A 17,475-nucleotide genomic window follows, 5' to 3' on the forward strand; every position below is an offset into this window, starting at 1 on the left:
CCGAAATCAAGGTCGGACAAAAGGCACCCAACTTCAACGTCGTCGGCAAGGGGATGCAGCCTGCGACGCTCGACCAGTTCAAGGGCAAGGTCAAAATCATCACGACCATCCCCTCGCTCGACACTCCGGTCTGCGACGCCGAGACGCGCCGCTTTAACGTGGAAGCGAGCAAGCTGCCCGGCGACGTCCAGATTCTCACCATCTCGATGGATCTGCCGTTTGCGCAGGCGCGATGGTGCGGCGCGGCCGGCGTGGACAAGATCACCACGCTCAGCGACTGGCGCAGCGCGAGTTTCGGCACCGGCTACGGCACGTTGATCAAGGAACTGCATCTGCTCGCGCGATGCGTTTTCGTCGTGGATAAGCACGACACCGTCACTTACGTCGAATACGTCAAGGAAGTCGCCGAGCAGCCCAACTTCGAAGCTGCGCTGGAAGCCGCCCGGAAAGCCGCCGCTGCCTGATTGCGTTTCATCCCGCGGGCGGACGTGTCGCAGACGCGTCCGCCCGTGATAGATCTCTTCCCTCATGCCCCCCTCGCGCGCCTGAACCGCATCGAGAGCGCAGCCGCGGCCGCGTCGCGCGTGACGGAAATTTCCGCTCGGCTCGAACTCGCCTTGACTGCGAACCGTGCCGCGCGTAAGTTCTGCGTCGCACCCGGTGCTCGGGAAGCCGGTTCAAATCCGGCGCTGCCCCGCAACTGTGTGGGGGGACGACGGCCTATCATGCCACCGCTTCGGCGGGAAGGCGGGCCCGAGGACGAACCCCAAGCCAGGAGACCGGCCGGGTCACTAACTGTCTGCCTTCCGCGGGGAGGGTGGCCTCAGGCACGATTTTCCTGAAGCCCGAACCCTCGATTCGCGAGGGGTCGGGTTTTTTCTCACCTGATCGCTCCTCCGCGCGCGCCGGCAGCCTTTGAGCTCGGAGGGAGTTCATGCAGTTCTCCAGTTGGATCCTGTCGACAATAGTTGCGATATCTCTGTCAGCGCCGGTCGCGCGGGCCCAGGACCCTGCGTCGGCGCCGTCGCCGGCGCAAACTCAGACCAAATCCACGCCGGCAAATCAGATCGAATCCTCCACGCCCGCAAAGAAGCAAGCCAGTCAGCCGCCGACGCCGCCCAAGAAACAGGAGGCGCAGAAGTTGAATCCGGTGGTCGTCACCGCGACCAGGATCGAGCAGCCCATAGCCGACATCGGTACGACGATCACGGTCGTCGAAGACTCGCAAATCCAGGCGCAGAAGATCGACCGGGTCGAGGACGCGCTCCGCCAGGTGCCCGGCGTGCTGGTCACGCAAACCGGTTCGCCGGGCTCGGAGACCGGCGTGTCAATTCGCGGCGCGAGCTCGGCGCAGACGCTGGTCCTTGTCGATGGGGTCGAAGTCAACTTGGGCGCGACCGGCGGCTTCGACATCGGCAACCTGACGACCGACAATCTCGATCGCATCGAGGTTTTGCGCGGCGCGGGCGGTTCGCTGTACGGCTCGCAGGCGATCGGCGGGGTAGTCAATGTGCTCTCGCAGGAGGGGGATGGCCCGCCGACAGCGAGCCTGGTCTCAGCGGGCGGCAATCGCGCGACCAGCGAGCAGGTCGCCACCGTCAGCGGCGCCGAGGGAAATCTCGGCTACTCGGGCGCGATGTCGTACTTCTCGACTGAAGGGTTTCGTCCGGTCAACGACAATTCTGACAACCTCTCGGGCTCGACTCGGCTCGACTACCATCTCGACGACGACACCGTGATCCGCGGCTTTGCGCGCTATATCGGGGCGAACGTGAGCCTGCCCAATTATTTGGTGCCTGATGGCGTGCCGCTCGATCCTACCGCGCACGACCGCGTCGAGTTCATGCTGTTCAAGGGCGAGGTCGAGCATCACTTCGGCGAAAAGCTCCTGGTGCGCGCGAGCGCGTTTTTCGTGCGCCAGGACCTGCGCCTGAACGCGCCGCCATTTCCGGGAGGCATGGTTTTCGGGACACCTTATTTCGAGACGGATTCGATTCCGGAGGAGACCCGCGGCGGCAACGCCGAGGCGATCTATAGCTGGGCTCCCGGCTGGAGCACGCTTGCGGGCTTCGATTTCAAAGATCGATGGCTGCGCTCGGGCAGCTTTTGCAGCTTTTGCGATCCAGTGACCGGAGGCAGCGGGGCGACCACATTCAACGCGCGCCGCCAGGAGTACGCCGGCTACGTCGAGCAGGAGGGCAATCTGATCAACGGCCATGTTCTTGTCACCGGCGGATTTCGCATCGATGGCAACAGCCAGTTCGGCGAGGAGGTCAGCCCCTCGTGGTCGGTCGCGATTCCGATTACAAAAATCTCGACCACCTTGCGCGGCAGCTACAGCGAAGGCTTTCGCGCGCCCGCGTTCAACGAGCTGTACTACCCGGACTACGGCAATCCCAACCTCAAGCCCGAGATTTCGAGCGAGTACGACGGCGGATTCACCACCAACTTCGGCGAGCGCGCCTCTCTGACCACGACTTACTTTTCGCGCCGCGTGCACAACCTGATTGTCACCGTGACCTGCCCGTACGGCCCGTCGTGTGTCTTCGGATCGGAAGCGGGCAACGCGGGGCGCGTGGACGTGCAAGGCGTCGAGATCGTGCCGAGCCTCACCATCATCAAGGGACTGACGCTCAGCGGCAACCTGACCGTACTCGACGAGACGCACGCCGATGCGGCCGGCTCGACGGCGCAGCCGCTGCGGGTGGCGAAGCATACGGCGTCGGCGCTGCTGCAATACGTGCGGAGCGCGAATTTTCTCCCTCACGATCGAATCACGGCCAGCGTGAACTACATCTTCGTCGGCGATCGCGACGACATCACGGTCGAGTCCACGATCGCGAATCACGCCGCGTACAATCTGGTCAACGCGGTCGTGTCATACGCGATCGGAATCCCGCTCAAGCATGTGCACAACGAGGAGGTTTTCGCGCGCGTGTCGAACCTGATGGACCGCCACTATTCGCAGGCGTTTGGATTTCCCGCGCCGACGATAAATGTGCTGGCGGGCGTGAAGCTGGATTTCGAATAGGCTTGCTTTCCGTCATTCTGAGCGCGGCAAGGAATTCCGGACCCGAGGCTTCTTCAACCAGCCCGGCGGTTGTGGAAAAAGGCCGGAGCGATAACTCGCTCCGGCCCCCGGTATGGCTGACGACTACTCGGGAATTACCAGTGAGATACCGGTGTTCAGGCCAGTGCCGGTAGTGCAGCCGATCGTGCTCTTGTACGGCCCGAAGGTACCTCCGCTCGTGGTTACCAGGACATCCGCAGCAAAGAACCCATCGACCGAGTTCAGAGGGGTTTCCACTGTAGCAAAAGGTGAACCTGACGGAGATCCAAATGTACCAAAGACGTCTGGATCGTCGTAGCCGATACATCCAGCGCTGAACACGTTGAGCAGCGTGGTCTCCGCTGGAGGTGAGTCCTTGTTACTAGGTGACAGCGTCGGGCTGACGACTTTGGAGCTGTCGGAGGTTGATGCTCTTCCGTAGAGACGGTAGTTGCCGGGAATGTTTGTGCTTGCTCCGCGATATGCAACCAGAAAACCAAGGGTCTCCGGTCCGTTCGCCTGTGGGACGATCTTGAATTCGTATTGGCCTGTGTCATTTGGCTGACTGCCGTAGACATAGAGCGCCACATAATATGAGGTCGTGAATGTACCATCTGTCGAATAAAGGGTGTGTGAACCGCCTTGGAACTTCAGCAAAGTCCACCCGCTGGGAAGTGTTAGATAGGTGTCGTTCTGCGCGTCGCCTATGTATTGGACCACGACAAAGACGTCCCCGAACTGAGCACCGGACGGAGCGCTGTATGTCAAGTTGCAATTATATCCTGTCCCGTTGGGGCACTCGTTTTCCCCTCCGCCCGCGGGCCCCTGCCCGGCAGGAGGCGACGGCACGTTGTAACCGACAAAGTACGGCAGCGGATCCGCCAGTTTGGTGATCTGCGTGGATTGGTTGGATCCTAGCGGCGTGGCTGCTGCGGTCGGCGTCGGACCTCCGTTGGAGTATTCTTGAACGGTCCAGAATCCGCTGCTTTCATTCGGACTTCCCAGATTCGGGTCCCACATAGTGGACATGTAATCTCCCCACCTTTGCGAAAGCTCTGCAGGAGGACAATTAGTGTCTCCGTAGTATGCCGCTCGGCTCGCATTGCCAAGAATTCCATATCCCAAGAGAGGAGGGTTGGGGGCGAAGTTGTTGTTGTTTGGAACAAATCCTTTAGCAATGTACCAATTTGGATAGATATTTGAGTTTAAGAAGAAACTCTGAAACGTAAAAGCAATATCGAGATCGTCATCCATGGTGATTGTAGGGTAACCCGCCCAAAAGTTGGGTCCATCTATGTACCATCCGTTCCATTGCGAACCTGTAGCAAAACTTTCGATCTGCCCTACGAAGTAGAGGGACTGGACAGTGTTGTTGGTACTATCTCCGGCATGGAACGAAGTGAGCAAGTAGTGTTTGCCGTCGTTTCCAGTCTGAACGACCGCGCTGGTTATTCTGTCATCCTGGAGCGACACTTCACACGCAGCGCCCGGACCGCAGGTGTCGTGCTCAGCAGAAGTGAAGCTACCTGACGTTCCCATGACGCCGTTGCCTGGGCTATTCACGGGAGTATTTCCGGGCCCGGGGTTAACGAAGTTTCCACTTGCGTCTATTGAGGTAACCAGAACGTAGGGAGGTGCAGATGCGGTCACCTCAGGCGCAACCAAGAACAGGGGTTGAGCTGCTATTCCAGAAATATCTCTTGAAGGTCTCGCGTTGAAGAAGGCGTCGGCCTTCTGCGTCTGCCCTAAGTTCTGCGGAGCCGGAGATTGCGTGAGGACAGTGGACGGAATCAGAACGAGCTGATCGGTGCCGGCAGGAGGTGCCCCTCCGGACTGCAGGCAACGCAGCGCGATCGCTACCCAAGTCTGGTTGAAGCCTACGATTGGCATGTCGGGCGTTGGATACGCTGACTCGGGGCTCGAGCAAACGTTAGGTATCTTGTAGAAGTTCCAACCCGAGGTCCCCAAGCTGGCGTCAGAACTGTTCGAAAATGCGAAGAATATATCGCCGTTGCTGTTGTCTGCCGGTAGCGAGAGAGTCGTAACAAGCCACCGCTGAGCGAAGGGGTCCCATGCGACTTGGGTGTCGGTCAGATGTGGCTGAGGCGACAGTGCGGACCAGAAGATAGCGGATGTCCCTGACGAGTATAGGACTTGACCTTGTTTGTTGAAAACCAACAAACCGGCGTCGTTCAGCAATTGGACAATCTGCGGTGACGAAACGTTTGATGAAACATCGGCGGCAACGTCTGGTGGCTGTCCCTGCGTACAAGCGTCTGTGGAGCCGCCCGAAAATGGAGTTCCGAATGGACCGACGACGGGCGGATCCGACGCGGATTGGGGATCAGATCCTGCCGGCGATGGTGACGCTACAGGAGTTACCATGGGCGCGCTCACGCCGCTTCAAATTGGCGAGGGCAACCCGTTCGGCGGAGGCGGAGGTTGAACACCTAACGAGCCGCATACCCCTGCTGTACTCCAATCACCACGCGTAAAAGGGCGGTGAGCGGCAGCCTTATCGGCGATCTCCTGACAGCGCGCTCGAAGATCCGCCCACTGCTTTGGCACCCAGCCGGGCGGTGGAGTCGCGGGGATGCCTATTTGCACGTGTGGTAACGGGGTGGGCTGCTCTGCGCTGGCGCTCAGCACGACCAGCGCTGCTCCAATCGCGAGAACAAGCACGATTGCTGTAGTTTTTACTACATTCATATTCCCTCCGTTCGCTTGCTGATCGAATGCTAATAACGACACATCTTGCTGACTGAGAGTTAACTTCAACTACCGATAGTTGACACCAGTATCGCGGTGAAGCTCAATCGAGAGTGTTACGAGCAGATGAATGTGCAGCTTCTGGGCCGGATGCCTCTTCCAACTGCGCCCATCGCACTCCGCCTCGAAATGACCTCCCCGGTGTCATTCCGACCCTGTCGCTCCCTGCAACGATCCCGGTTCAGGGATGAACTGTTCAGCCTGCTCGCGCCGCCCACGACGTGCTATGCGATCCGCTATGGACAACACTCATGACAATCGCGGCCGCCATGACTCCGCATCGGGCAACCTCCGCTTCCGAAAAAATATTTTGACGGAACGAAACTACCCTTGGTGGCATACCCGTCACTGGACCACAATCAGTGGTAGGAATTGCCCTTTCTCCGCTCAATTGACCAGTCGGAATCCCTCACGTGATTACAGCACGCAGTCGCGCATCAACTTCCAATTGTCTGCTCGGCCGCGAAGTATCGCTCGAAGATTGCGCGGATCCGGTCGCGACGCTCGGCCAGCTCGGCGAGCATCCGCGCCGCGCCGCTTCGCCCTTCGAATCCCATTCGGCGCGCCAGCGGGCGCAGAGCAACCACCGAGGTCGGGACGGCCCAGGCCGGCCGGTCGCTCTCGATTCGGAGCCGATTTTCCAGATGCGACAAGAATCGGTAGTCGTCTTCGAGAACGGCCGCGTCGGCAGGGGCCAGCAGATGCAGGCCGTCGAGCGCCTCGAGCGAGCCCATCGTGTCGCGCACGCGCAGTTCCGGACTGCGATGGCCATGCGCGAGCGCCATCATTTGCACAAGGAACTCGACGTCCACCAAACCGCCGCGACCCTGCTTGATGTTCAGCCGGGTCTTGTCCTCGGCGCCAATCTCTTTTTCCATCCGCCGCCGCATCGCCGCTATTTCGCCGACCTCGGACGGCGTCAGTCCGCGGCCGTACACGAATTCCTGACGCGCCGCTTCGACCTCGCGGCCCAGCTCCCGGTCGCCGGTTATCACCCGCGCGCGCACCAGCGCCTGCCGCTCCCAGACCGCCGAGCTTTGCCGATGATAGTCGCGAAACCCGGCCAGCGAGGTGACCAGCGGTCCCGCGTTACCCGACGGGCGCAGGCGCAGGTCGAGCTTGTAGGCGTAACCCTCGCGGGTGCGCGATTCGAGGATTGCGATCAGCTTCTGCGTGATTCGCGACGCGATTTCCCGGCTGCCGGCGGCGACTTCCGCGCGATCGTCGTAGACAAAGATCAGGTCGAGGTCGGAGTTGTACGACATTTCACCGGCACCCAGCCGGCCCATCGCAATCGCGCACAGTTGCATCGTTGCGGGAATCGGGAAGCGAGCCTCGGTCGCAATTCGCGCGAGCGACATCGCCTCGTCCAGCACGGTTTCGGCCAGACTCGTGAGCTCGCGCTGGACGTCGAACAGTTCGAGATTTCCGGCCAGGTCGGCGATCGCGATGCGCAGGAATTCCTGATGCCGAAATGCGCGCAGCGCGTCGAGCTTGCTCTCAAAATCCGGACTCGCCGCGATCAATCCCGCCAACTCATCGCGCAGTTCAGCCGGACTGCGCCGCGTCGCCGCGAGATCGGAGCGCACCAGAGTGTCGAGCATGTCGGGATGGCGGATGAAGATGGTGGAGAGGTAGGCGCTCGAGGCGAACAGCCGCAGCACGATGCGCCGGGTCGCGGGATGCTGTTCGAGCAACCCCAGGAACGAGGTGCGCGCGCCGATCGCCCCGATGAGCTCGGCCAGATTCATCAGCGCCAGGTCCGGATCGGGCAGCCTGCTGATCTCGTCGATGAGCATCGGGCCGAGCCGCTCGAGCAACTCGCGACGGCGAGGGCTGGTCGGGGCATGCGAGGGTCCACGCGCGAGCAGCTCGAGATGGCGCGCGCTTTCGTCCGCGCGCGCAAAGCCGAGCTCGCGCAGGTAGCGGGTCGATGAATCCGGATCGAGCGCCGAGTTCCACGCCAATTCCGCCGCGTCGGAGACCGAGCGCGTTGACTCTTCCTCGCCGCCGGCCAGCGTCTCGCGGAATTGTATCGCAACCAGCGCCCGATGAGATTTCAGTTGCTCGCTGAATTTCCCGAGCGCTCCCGGCCGCTTGCCGAAACCCATTCGCGCCGCAAGCGCGCGCAACCCGTCGTCGTCGGCGGGGATCACGTGGGTTTGCAGGCCGGCGACGATTTGCAGTTTGTGCTCGACGTCGCGCAGAAACAGGTATGCGTCGGAAAGTTCGCGCGCGCGTTTTGACGGCAGATAGCCGAGCGAATCGAGCTTCTCGAGCGCGCCGACGGTCTGCTCGGTACGAAGCCGGGGATCGCGTCCACCGTAAATCAGCGTGAGTGCCTGCACGATGAATTCGAGCTCGCGGATTCCGCCGCGGCCGAGCTTGATGTTGCGCTCGATCATCGCGGGCGTTTTCAGCTCCGCCTCGATCTGCCGCTTCATCGCGCGCAACTGGCGCAGCGTGTCGAAATCCAGGTAGCTGCGAAACACAAAGTGATTCAGCTCCGCGAGCAGTTGATGCCCGATTTCGAGCGCGCCGGCGACCGGCCGCGCGCGCAGCAGCGCCGCCCGTTCCCACGTCTGTCCGAGGCTCTGGTAATAGTTGATCGCGCCTTCGATCGGCGTCACCAGCGGCGCGCCACGGCCGCCGGGCCGAAGCCGCAGATCGATTCGAAAGCATCCCGCCGATAAAATTTCGGTGAACGATTCACCCAGGCGCGCCGCCGCTTCGGAACTATCCGGCGAATCCGAGGCGGCGTGAAGATAGACCAAATCGACGTCCGAGCTGAGGTTCAGTTCGCGCGCGCCCAGCTTGCCCATCGCCAGGATGCAGAATCGCCCAATCGCGCCCGCGCGTTCGCCCAGAAAGCCGGTCGCAAGTTCGAGCGCCGTGCGAATGCATTCGTCGGCCAGCTCCGACATCGCCAGCGCCGTTTCGCCGGCGCTTAGCCGGTCGAGCAGATCGGCAATCGCCACCTGGACCATCGTCCGGCGCATGAATCGCCCGAGCACGGCGGCTGCGCCATGCCGGTCCGGCGCGTCGATCCTGGCGCGCTCCTGGCGCATCGCGGCCACCAGCCCGTCGATGGTCTGGGCGCGCGCGTCGAGAAAAATTTTCGCCCATTCGGGTCCTGCCAAAGACAGCTCGGTCGCGATCAGCTCCGATGAGCCGAGGCAAAAGACCAGGTCGCCGCCCGCGGCGCGATCGCGCAGCACGCCCTTGAGCTCGGCGGCGGAATCCTCGGCAAGCTTGAGTAAAAACGCCAGCGCCAACTGGTCGTCCGGCGCACGCTCCTCGACGGCGGCGAGCGCCTGCTGCGCCAGGCGATCGTTGCCCAGCCTGTCCTTAAGCCTTTTGGCCAGGACGGCGAGCTGCGGGGATTGCGCGGCCTTGCGTGGCATCACGTAAACGATAACAGATGCGGCCATGCGCGCGCCGCAACATTCGCGATGGCCCCGCTGCGGCTCTCGATGTTAAAATCCTTCGCAGCCGAATGACCGCCGAAGGAGCCGTCCTGTGATCGTTCTCTACACCACCGAACGCGATTATCCGTGGGGCACGCTGCGCTCGACGCACGCGTCCAAGACCAAGGTCGTCCTCGAAGAAAAAAACCTCCCGTATCGGATCGAAAATCTTCCGCCGGGAAATCTTTGGAAGAAGCCGCCCGAGATGCTCGCGATGCATCCGCTCGGCAAGGTGCCTTACATCGAGGACGGCGAGCTGGTGATTTTCGACTCTACGGTCATCGACGAGTACCTCGAGGAGAGTTACGGGCCGCCGCGCCTGATGCCGTCGGATCCGAAGCTCCGGATGCGCGTGCGCGAGATCGAGAACTTCGCCGACGAGGCGATGCTGATCGGCAGCCTCCCGCCCATCTGGATGCCCTACTGGAGCGAGCCGGCCAAGCGCAATGCGGCCGGGATGGAGCAGGGGCGCGAGATGTTGCGGACCCGCGACCTGCCGTTTATCGAGCGCGTGCTCGGCCAGGCCGGCGCCGGCGGTTACGCGTGCGGAGAATTTTCGCTCGCCGACGTGCCGCTGATGGCGCTGGCGATGGTGCTCGACGTCGACGCGATGAAGCTCGACGCGTTCCCGGGAGTCGATGCGTATCTGAAGCGGCTGCGCGAGCGCCCGAGCTACCGGGCGATCAGCCCGCACACGAAGGTGGCCGAGGCGAGTTCACACGCCTGACCCGCGCGGCGATCAGGTGTTCTGCGCGACAGTCTTTTTCGAATGATGGGTCTTCGAAGACGCCTGGTGAGTATGTGACGCGTGCGACTTCTTCGAGCGCTTCGGCGGCGCGAAGTCGGCCTTGATTGGCGCAGGCCGAATCGCCGGCTCGTCCGCGATGCCCGGGAAATACTTGTCCTCGTAGCGATGCACCTGCAACGCGGCAAGGAACTCCGCGTAGTAGTTCTTCACTGCGAAGCCGAAATGCGGTCCCTGGTAGTGCTGGACCATTTGCGAGTAGTCGCCGCCGTAAATTTCCGCCGCGCGCGCCACTCCGCCCGTGCCATAGTTGTACGCCGTAATCGCCAGCGGCCAATCGCCAAGCGTCTCGTAGTTTGATCGCAACAGCCTGGCCGCCGCGAGCGTCTCGCGCTCCGGGTTGAGGCGATCGTCGTGATAGCGCGTGATTTTCATGTAATGCTTGCCGGTGTCACGCGTGAACTGCCAGATTCCAACCGCGCCGGCGCTCGATCGCGAAGCGCCGTGGAAGCCCGACTCGACGTGCGCCAGCGTCACCAGCTCGGGCGGCAGCCCCGCGGTGCGGAAAATCCGCTCCATCGTGGGCAGGTAGTATCTGCTCCGCAGCAGCCCCTCGTGGAATCGTTCGCGCAGTCCTTCCTGCACGCGCAAGTTCTGCGCGGCGGCGGCGTAGGCGCTCGGCGGCTCGCCCTTGAACATCGCGGCGACTTGCCGCTCTTCATAGTCCGAAGGTTCGTGCCCGGTCGCGAGGCGACTGAGAATGTCGCCATATTTTATTTTGAGGTAGTTGTTCGCCCAGTCGATATCGCTGCGGGTCGGCTGACCGTCACCGGGAAGATGAAACACCCGGTAGATGCGCCACACGTTGTCGCGATCGACGACCACGAAGTCGCGATCCGAGTACGCGGTAAAAACATTGACCCAGAAATCGACGTTGGGCTCGATCGAAGCCGGACGCGGGAATGGGAGTTTGGTCTCCGACGACGCGTTGGGCGCGGCCGCAAAGCCAAATGCGATCGCGAGCGCAACCGCTGCGATTACTTTGACCATTCGGTTTGCCGACAGCTTCGCTTCGAACAACGGCTTCTTCCTCGCGCGCGAGTCCCCGTTCGCGCTCTCCCGGATGGGCGCCGATTGTTGACCGGCTGCCCGCTGGGAGCAGGCTCTATGAATTAGCTCCCATTGCTCCCGTAGTCAACAAATTCCATGCCTGAGCTTGAGCTGAATCCATTAATCACCATTTAAATGCTGGACAAACCCGCCGGATTTATTCGCCGCCCGAGGCGGATTGGCGCGAAGCAAACTGGTTGGTCGCGCGGATAAGTTCCCGGGTGATGCCTGCGTCGGATGCGTCGTGCCCTGCGTCGTCAACGATTACCAGCCTGGCGCCTGGCCACGCTCGGTTGAGGTCCCACGCCCATCCGATCGGTGCTTGAAGGTCAAAGCGTCCATTCACCATGATCCCGGAAATGTCGGCAATCGCGCCGGCGTCGCGGAGCAGGCTCCCGTCCTCGAGCCACGCGTTGTACCGGACGTAATGGGTCACGATGCGCGCAAAGGCCATCGCATAAGCGGGATCTCTAAACCGGGGCGACAGCCCATGAGCAGGCGGCCAGGCCGGCGTCGCGGACTCCCACGTACACCACGCCAGGACGGCTTGTTGGCGAATCGCGGGATCGGGATCGTGCAGCAGTCGAGAGTATGCCTCGACGATATCGCCATCTCGATCCGCGGCTGGCAATCCCGCGCGCAGACGGTCCCAATTCTCCGGGAACAGGACCGCCACACCGCCGCGGAATAACCAGTCGAACTCCATCCGGCGTCCGGTCGTGACGCCAAACAAAATGATCTCCGTGACACGATTCGGCCACCTTTCCGCGTACGCGAGCGCCAGCGTGCTGCCCCAGGATCCGCCGAACACCAGCCATCGCTCGATGCCAAGGTGCCGACGGAGTCGTTCGATGTCCGCGATGAGGTTCGCAGTGTTGTTGCTCGCGAGATCCGTGTCAGGTGCGCTCGCGTGCGGCGTGCTCCGCCCGCAATTGCGCTGATCGAACAGCACGACGCGATAGGCGCTCGGATCGAACAGCCTGCGATGCCAAGGCGAACATCCCGATCCGGGGCCACCGTGCAACACGACGGCCGGCTTGCCGCGCGGATTGCCGCATGTCTCCCAGTACAGGCGATTGCCGTCGCCAACATCGAGCATACCGTGCTCGTACGGATCGATTGCGGGATAGAGCTCCGTCATTGCCTGCCTTGTTTACTGTCGCATCAAGCGGGCTTTGTGCAAAACGCGGAGTTCACCCGCTTGACACGGCAGCGTTCTACTGAGTATATACTCACTGAGTAAATACTCAGCGTGTGATGAGGCGATCGATGCAGGCAGCGACCCGGCGCGAGCAGAAAGTGGTGACGCGGGACCGGTTGGTCAACGCGGCCATGGCCTTGTTCGCGCGCAAAGGCATCGTGAATACAACCACCGCCGACGTCGCAAGGTCGATCCGCATGTCCCACGGCGTTGTGTTCCTGCATTTCCCAAGGCGCGACGACCTGGTGATCGCGGTGATTGACGAGTTCGGGCGCCGGCTGCACGCCGAGTTCCGCCACGCCTTCGACAATGACCTTGGGCTTCGCGCCGTACTGCAGGCGCATCTGCGGGTGTTGGCAGAGTTCGAGCCCTTCTACGCGCGGCTGGTGACCGAGGCGCCGATGCTGCCGCCCAAGGTACGCAGCACGCTGATGATGCTGCACGCGGCCGTGTCCTATGAGTTGTTCATGGCGCTGGAACGGGAGCGTAAGGCGGGCCGCGCGCGCAAATTCCCGCGGCCGCTGTTGTTCAACACCTGGATCGGCCTCGTGCATCACTACCTCGTCAATCGGGACGTGTTCGCCACCGGGAACTCCATGATCGCGGAACAAGGAGAAACCCTGGTGAATCATTTTATGTCGCTGGTGAAACCGTAAAAGGAGACAAGACCATGGCCGAAAAATGCCCCGCCTGTGGCTCATGCGGAATGCCGATGGAGAAACCCGAAGACTTCGCGCTCGGCGACGTGACGCGCCCTTACTGCCGCTATTGCACCGACGCGCGCGGCGAGCTGCTGCCCTACGAGCAGGTGCTCGAGACCAACGCCGGCTTCTATGTGGAGTTCCAAGGCGTCACCCGCGCCGCAGCGATTGAGATGGCGCGTGCGATGCTGGCCGACAAGCCCGCGTGGCGCGGCCGTAATTAAAGGTTCCAAGAACGAAATTCAGGACAAGGAGAGAGTTATGTTTGATCACATCCAGATAAAGGTGAAGGACCTCAAATCGAGCAAGCGCTTCTACACGGCCGCCCTGGCGCCGCTGGGGTTCACCGTGCAGTACGAAGGCGGCGGAGCTGTCGGCTTCGGCCCCAAGGGCGCGCCCGCCTTGTGGTTGGGTGAGGGCGACTCGCGCGGATCCGTGCATATCGCATTCGCGGCGAAGGACCGCGCGGCCGTGAAAGCATTTCACGCCGCCGCTGTGCCCGCTGGCGGTAAGGACAATGGCGCGCCCGGCCTCAGGCCCGACTATCACGCCAACTATTACGCCGCGTTCGTGAAGGATCCCGACGGCAACAACGTCGAAGCCGTCTGCCACAAGGAACAATAGCCCGGGAGACTGCCCTGAGCGGCTATCAGTCGGTCGGGGCAGTCCCGGATAAATTCAAGGAGGCTTTTATGAGTCTGGAAGGTGGATGTTCATGCGGGGCTATCCGCTACCAGTTGGCCTAAAGTCCGCTCATCGTTCATGCCCGTCACTGCCGGGATTGCCAACGCGTCACCGGCAGCGGCTTTGTGATCAACATCTGGATCGAGAAACAGTTCGTGGAAAGGACTGGCGCGATTCCGAGGTCATTCACACTCAAGGGAGGCACCGGCAAAGATCACGAGGTGTGCTTCTGCGAGAAGTGCGGCACCTATGTCTGGAGTCGGTATCAGGCCGCGCCGGGCGGCGACGCGTTGTTCGTTCGGGCCGGGACGCTCGATGATCCCGACGCGGTCACACCCGACATTCACATTTTCACCAGGAGCAAACTGCCGTGCCTGAGACTTCCGGAGGGTGCGACAGTCTTCGAAGCGGCCTACAAGATCGACGACGTCTGGCCGGCTGCTAGCAAGGAGCGCTTGCGTCGCAATCCTGCCGGGCAAAGCTAGTCGAGGAGCGCCGGCGTCATTAATTGTCAAGCGCGTTGTTGCTGGTATCCAGCCCCATGCGATTGCCGCTGAGCGCGCTGGCCGGAAAGCGATTCGACGACGACGACAGCTCGCCACGATCGGGGAATCTGTCGGATGAACCGCCGAATCTGTTCGACGTATCGGCGGTGAAGGCGGATGCTGGCCAGCGTGAATCGCCGGTCCATCGGTTCGCCGTCGAGCCCGCCCGCGATTCGAAATTCGCGCCCAAGCCAGAAGCCGATGCACGCCGGGCCCTCTCCTCAAAACTGGCGCCCAATCCGCTGGCTCCCCAAGTGCCCGAGCCTCCGCCGCCGTCGTTCGATCCGAATGACGGGGGCGCAACGCTGGTGCCCATCGAGCCGCCCGCGGTCCCGACCCCCGCCGTCGTGGGCGCATACTCGCCCATCGTCTGCGCGTCGGCGTGCGGAGCGAACAGCGCGAGCACCGCGATCAGCACGGCTGGCACAATCAGCTTGATGAGTCTCATGGCGTTCGACCTCCCCTGAGCCTACTGCCAGTAACGTTCGATACTCTAGTCGTAGCGCCACTTCTGAGGCAATAACCAGGGGACGCGGAGCTGCATGGGCACCCCTGCTTGTGACCAGTCAACGCGCGCGGTTAATCTGACATAGAGACTCAGGAACACCGTGGACGAAATCGAAATCACCCCTCTGACCGGACCGCTCGACGCCCGCGTTGTGCTGCCCGGCTCCAAGAGCATCACGAATCGAGCGATGGTGCTGGCCGCGCTGGCGCAGGGACGCTCGGTCATCGAGTCAGTTCTGCTCAGCGACGACACGCGCTACATGAGCGACGCGCTGAGGGCGATGGGCTTCACCGTCGAGATTGACGAGTCGGCGCGCCGAATTACAGTCAGCGGGCGCGGCGGCACGATCCCGGCGCACGGCGGCGAAATCTTCGTCGGTGGCGCCGGCACCGTGATGAGATTTATCGTCGCGATGGTCACGCTCGGTGAGGGACGCTTTCGGATCGACGGAAATCAGCGGATGCGTCAGCGTCCGATCGGTCCGCAGCTCGACGCGATGCAGCGGCTGGGTGCGAGCGTTTACAGCGAGCGCAACAACCACTGTCCGCCGGTGATAGTCGATGCGTCGCACGCACGCTTCGAAGGCGGCGAAACTTCGATCGACGCGCGCGTGTCGTCGCAATTTGTCTCCGCGATGCTGATGCCGGCGCCGATTTGGAAGGCCGGCCTCAAGCTGCGGGTGATCGGCGATGCCGCGCGGCCTTTCATCGACATGACGCTGCGCCTGATGGAGGCATGGGGAGCGCATAGCGCCGTCGAAGGCGAAATGATCGTTGTGCCCGGCGGTCAGTGGTATCGCGCGCAGCGCTTCGTCGTCGAGCCGGACGCGTCGAGCGCGAGCTACTTTGCGGCGGCCGCGGCTCTGGTTGGCGGGAAGGTGCGAATCGAGGGCCTCACCTCGAACTCGGTGCAAGGCGACGTCGGTTTTCTTGGTGTGCTCGAGCAGATGGGCGCCAGCGTCACGTGGCATCCCGACCACGTCGAGGTTGCAGGAACCGGGCGGCTCAGCGGCGTCGACGTCGCGATGAATTCGATGCCGGACATGGTGCCGACGCTCGCCGCGATTGCCCCGTTTGCTTCGTCGCCGACCAAAATCCGCAACGTCGCGTTCATCAGGCATCACGAAAGCGATCGCATCCGCGCGCTCGCGACCGAACTGAGGCGGCTGGGTGCGACAGTAATCGAGAACGATGACGGACTCGAGATTGCGCCGTCCGCGATGCATCCGGCGGTCATCGAGACCTACGACGATCATCGAATCGCGATGAGCTTTTCGGTGACGGGTCTGAAGCTCGGCGGCCTGAAGATCAAAGATCCCGGATGCGTCGCGAAGACCTTCCCGGATTTTTTCGATCGCCTTGCCGCACTGAAAAACTGACGATCGGATCGCAGGCCGCAGTATACCGCGCGCAATTCGAACTGCCGGTGTTTCGGATAGGCGTCCCGTGAACGGTTCTGAATGGTCAGATTGTCCAGGGAAGGGCAATTTATACCACCGGTTGTGGTTCACTGACGGGCATACCACCAAGGGTAGTTTCGTTCCGTCAAAAATAATTTCAGTCGAGAGCGGGGGTCGCCCGATGTCGGGTGAGCCGGGCGAGTACGGGCTATCCTGGCGGTTGACCATAGCGTACGCATAGCACGCAACGGTCGGCGCGGGCAGGCTGAACTAGTTCATCCGCGAACGAAGGAAGAATCACCTGCGCGGTGGGCGGCAGGGGCTGACCCCTGCACCCAGTGAAAAGACGCGAAAATCTGCGCAACGCATCTTTTCGCGACTACACTGTAGAAGAGCTGCGCGGCAGGGCCGAGGCGCGGCCTCTCCCGATACAGAGAGAGGTTAGAAAGGATCCGGGATTCTTCGCTACAGCAACTTTCGCTCTAGAATGACACAATAAAAGAGCACTGGGCTCGGAGGCGGGACCTTCACCTTCATCCTCGCTCTAACAGAGGAGAGCTTTGCATAACCAGATGTTGGTGCTGAGGCGATACGCGCTGGCGCGCGAGATCCTTCGTTGCGCTCAGGATGACACAAAAACAGCAAACGGCGCACGTGTCATTCTGAGCGAAAGCTGCTGTAGCGAAGAATCCCGAAGGACGCTCCGGCGTCCGGCGTTAGTTATGCAAAGGTTTCCTAACAGGGAGAGGAAAGGAGCCGAGATTCTTCGCTGCGCAGACTCCGCTCTAGAATGACAGAAAAGGAAGGAACCGGGATTCTTCGCCCCAGCGGCTCAGAATGACACCAACCAGATTCAGGCGCCGAGTTAGCTAGCGCGGGGTGGGTTTCAGGGCGGCGGCTTCGACGCGGGCGCGCGCCAGCATCAGGGCTTCCTGGGCGGGCGCGTATTCGGGATCGTAGAAACTCAGACTTGAGAATATTTCGTCGGCTTGCCGCACTTGCGCGGCCGCGGCGTTGGCGTCGATGCTCTCGGGCGATTCGGCGCTGCTCGCCAGCACGGTCATCACGCCGTCCTTCACTTCGGCCAGGCCGCCCGACACAACCCAGTGCATCGCCACGCCGTCGGGCAGGCGCGCTTCGAGCACGCCGGGCACCAGCGAGGTGATGAAGTTGATGTGATCGGGCAGCACTCCGAATTCGCCGAGCGGACCAATCGCCGAGACTTCCTCGGCTTGACCTTCGGCGACCACGCCGGTGGGCGTGACGAGTGTGAATGAGAACGTTCCAGCCATCGCGG

General features: G+C 62.0%; 14 protein-coding genes and 1 riboswitch. Of the genes, 8 read left to right on the forward strand and 6 right to left on the reverse strand.

Annotated elements, in window-relative coordinates:
- Both tpx and ABSB13_RS09375 read left to right on the forward strand, forming a co-directional pair.
- Positions 1–464: thiol peroxidase (gene tpx, locus ABSB13_RS09370; RefSeq protein WP_428107639.1), on the forward strand; the 464-nt coding region annotated here is incomplete at its 5' end.
- A 177-nt stretch (positions 465–641) separates the two neighbouring features.
- Positions 642–802: riboswitch (cobalamin riboswitch) on the forward strand.
- 132 nt (positions 803–934) lie between these two features.
- Entirely contained in the window at positions 935–3,031 is a 2,097-nt protein-coding gene (locus tag ABSB13_RS09375) for a TonB-dependent receptor plug domain-containing protein (RefSeq protein ID WP_428107640.1), read from the forward strand.
- A gap of 123 nt (positions 3,032–3,154) precedes the next feature.
- On the opposite strand, the gene ABSB13_RS09380 is transcribed toward ABSB13_RS09375, so the two are convergent.
- Together ABSB13_RS09380 and glnE are read right to left on the reverse strand one after the other, a co-directional pair.
- Positions 3,155–4,939: a hypothetical protein gene (locus ABSB13_RS09380; protein ID WP_428107642.1), complete on the reverse strand. Its 1,785-nt coding sequence runs from the start codon at positions 4,937–4,939 to the stop codon at positions 3,155–3,157.
- A 1,316-nt stretch (positions 4,940–6,255) separates the two neighbouring features.
- The gene (gene glnE / locus ABSB13_RS09385) at positions 6,256–9,249 is read right to left on the reverse strand and encodes a bifunctional [glutamate--ammonia ligase]-adenylyl-L-tyrosine phosphorylase/[glutamate--ammonia-ligase] adenylyltransferase (protein ID WP_428107644.1); all 2,994 of its coding nucleotides are present in this window, start codon (positions 9,247–9,249) and stop codon (positions 6,256–6,258) included.
- 88 nt (positions 9,250–9,337) lie between these two features.
- Here glnE and ABSB13_RS09390 point away from each other — a divergent pair, with 88 nt between their 5' ends.
- On the forward strand, positions 9,338–10,012 hold the full coding sequence (locus ABSB13_RS09390) for a glutathione S-transferase family protein (protein WP_428107645.1): 675 nt from the start codon (positions 9,338–9,340) through the stop codon (positions 10,010–10,012).
- 12 nt (positions 10,013–10,024) lie between these two features.
- Here the strand turns inward: ABSB13_RS09390 and ABSB13_RS09395 are convergent, their stop codons facing one another.
- Entirely contained in the window at positions 10,025–11,110 is a 1,086-nt protein-coding gene (locus tag ABSB13_RS09395; RefSeq protein ID WP_428107646.1) for a lytic transglycosylase domain-containing protein, read from the reverse strand.
- A gap of 187 nt (positions 11,111–11,297) precedes the next feature.
- The gene (gene pip, locus ABSB13_RS09400; protein ID WP_428107647.1) at positions 11,298–12,281 is read right to left on the reverse strand and encodes a prolyl aminopeptidase; all 984 of its coding nucleotides are present in this window, start codon (positions 12,279–12,281) and stop codon (positions 11,298–11,300) included.
- 128 nt (positions 12,282–12,409) lie between these two features.
- On the opposite strand from pip, the gene ABSB13_RS09405 reads away from it, so the two are divergent.
- The 4 genes from ABSB13_RS09405 to ABSB13_RS09420 all read left to right on the forward strand — a co-directional run bounded on the left by ABSB13_RS09405 (position 12,410) and on the right by ABSB13_RS09420 (position 14,211).
- Positions 12,410–12,997 (forward strand): TetR/AcrR family transcriptional regulator, encoded by a 588-nt coding sequence (locus ABSB13_RS09405; RefSeq protein ID WP_428107649.1) that lies wholly within the window; start codon positions 12,410–12,412, stop codon positions 12,995–12,997.
- 14 nt (positions 12,998–13,011) lie between these two features.
- The gene (locus ABSB13_RS09410; protein WP_428107650.1) at positions 13,012–13,266 is read left to right on the forward strand and encodes a zinc ribbon domain-containing protein; all 255 of its coding nucleotides are present in this window, start codon (positions 13,012–13,014) and stop codon (positions 13,264–13,266) included.
- 37 nt (positions 13,267–13,303) lie between these two features.
- Entirely contained in the window at positions 13,304–13,666 is a 363-nt protein-coding gene (locus ABSB13_RS09415) for a VOC family protein (RefSeq protein ID WP_428107651.1), read from the forward strand.
- Between the two features lie 131 nt (positions 13,667–13,797).
- Entirely contained in the window at positions 13,798–14,211 is a 414-nt protein-coding gene (locus ABSB13_RS09420; protein WP_428107677.1) for a GFA family protein, read from the forward strand.
- Between the two features lie 19 nt (positions 14,212–14,230).
- Here ABSB13_RS09420 and ABSB13_RS09425 read toward each other — a convergent pair whose 3' ends face one another.
- Positions 14,231–14,719 carry a hypothetical protein gene (locus ABSB13_RS09425; RefSeq protein ID WP_428107652.1) on the reverse strand — a complete coding sequence of 163 codons (489 nt, stop codon included), beginning with the start codon at positions 14,717–14,719 and terminating at the stop codon, positions 14,231–14,233.
- Positions 14,720–14,879: 160 nt separating this feature from the next.
- On the opposite strand from ABSB13_RS09425, the gene aroA reads away from it, so the two are divergent.
- The gene (gene aroA, locus ABSB13_RS09430) at positions 14,880–16,157 is read left to right on the forward strand and encodes a 3-phosphoshikimate 1-carboxyvinyltransferase (RefSeq protein WP_428107654.1); all 1,278 of its coding nucleotides are present in this window, start codon (positions 14,880–14,882) and stop codon (positions 16,155–16,157) included.
- Between the two features lie 890 nt (positions 16,158–17,047).
- Here aroA and atpC read toward each other — a convergent pair.
- Entirely contained in the window at positions 17,048–17,470 is a 423-nt protein-coding gene (atpC, locus tag ABSB13_RS09435) for an ATP synthase F1 subunit epsilon (RefSeq protein ID WP_428107656.1), read from the reverse strand.
- Between the last annotated feature and the right edge of the window lie 5 nt (positions 17,471–17,475).

The organism is Binatus sp. (SeqCode), from assembly GCF_050013435.1.
In the GTDB taxonomy this organism is placed as follows: domain Bacteria; phylum Desulfobacterota; class Binatia; order Binatales; family Binataceae; genus Binatus.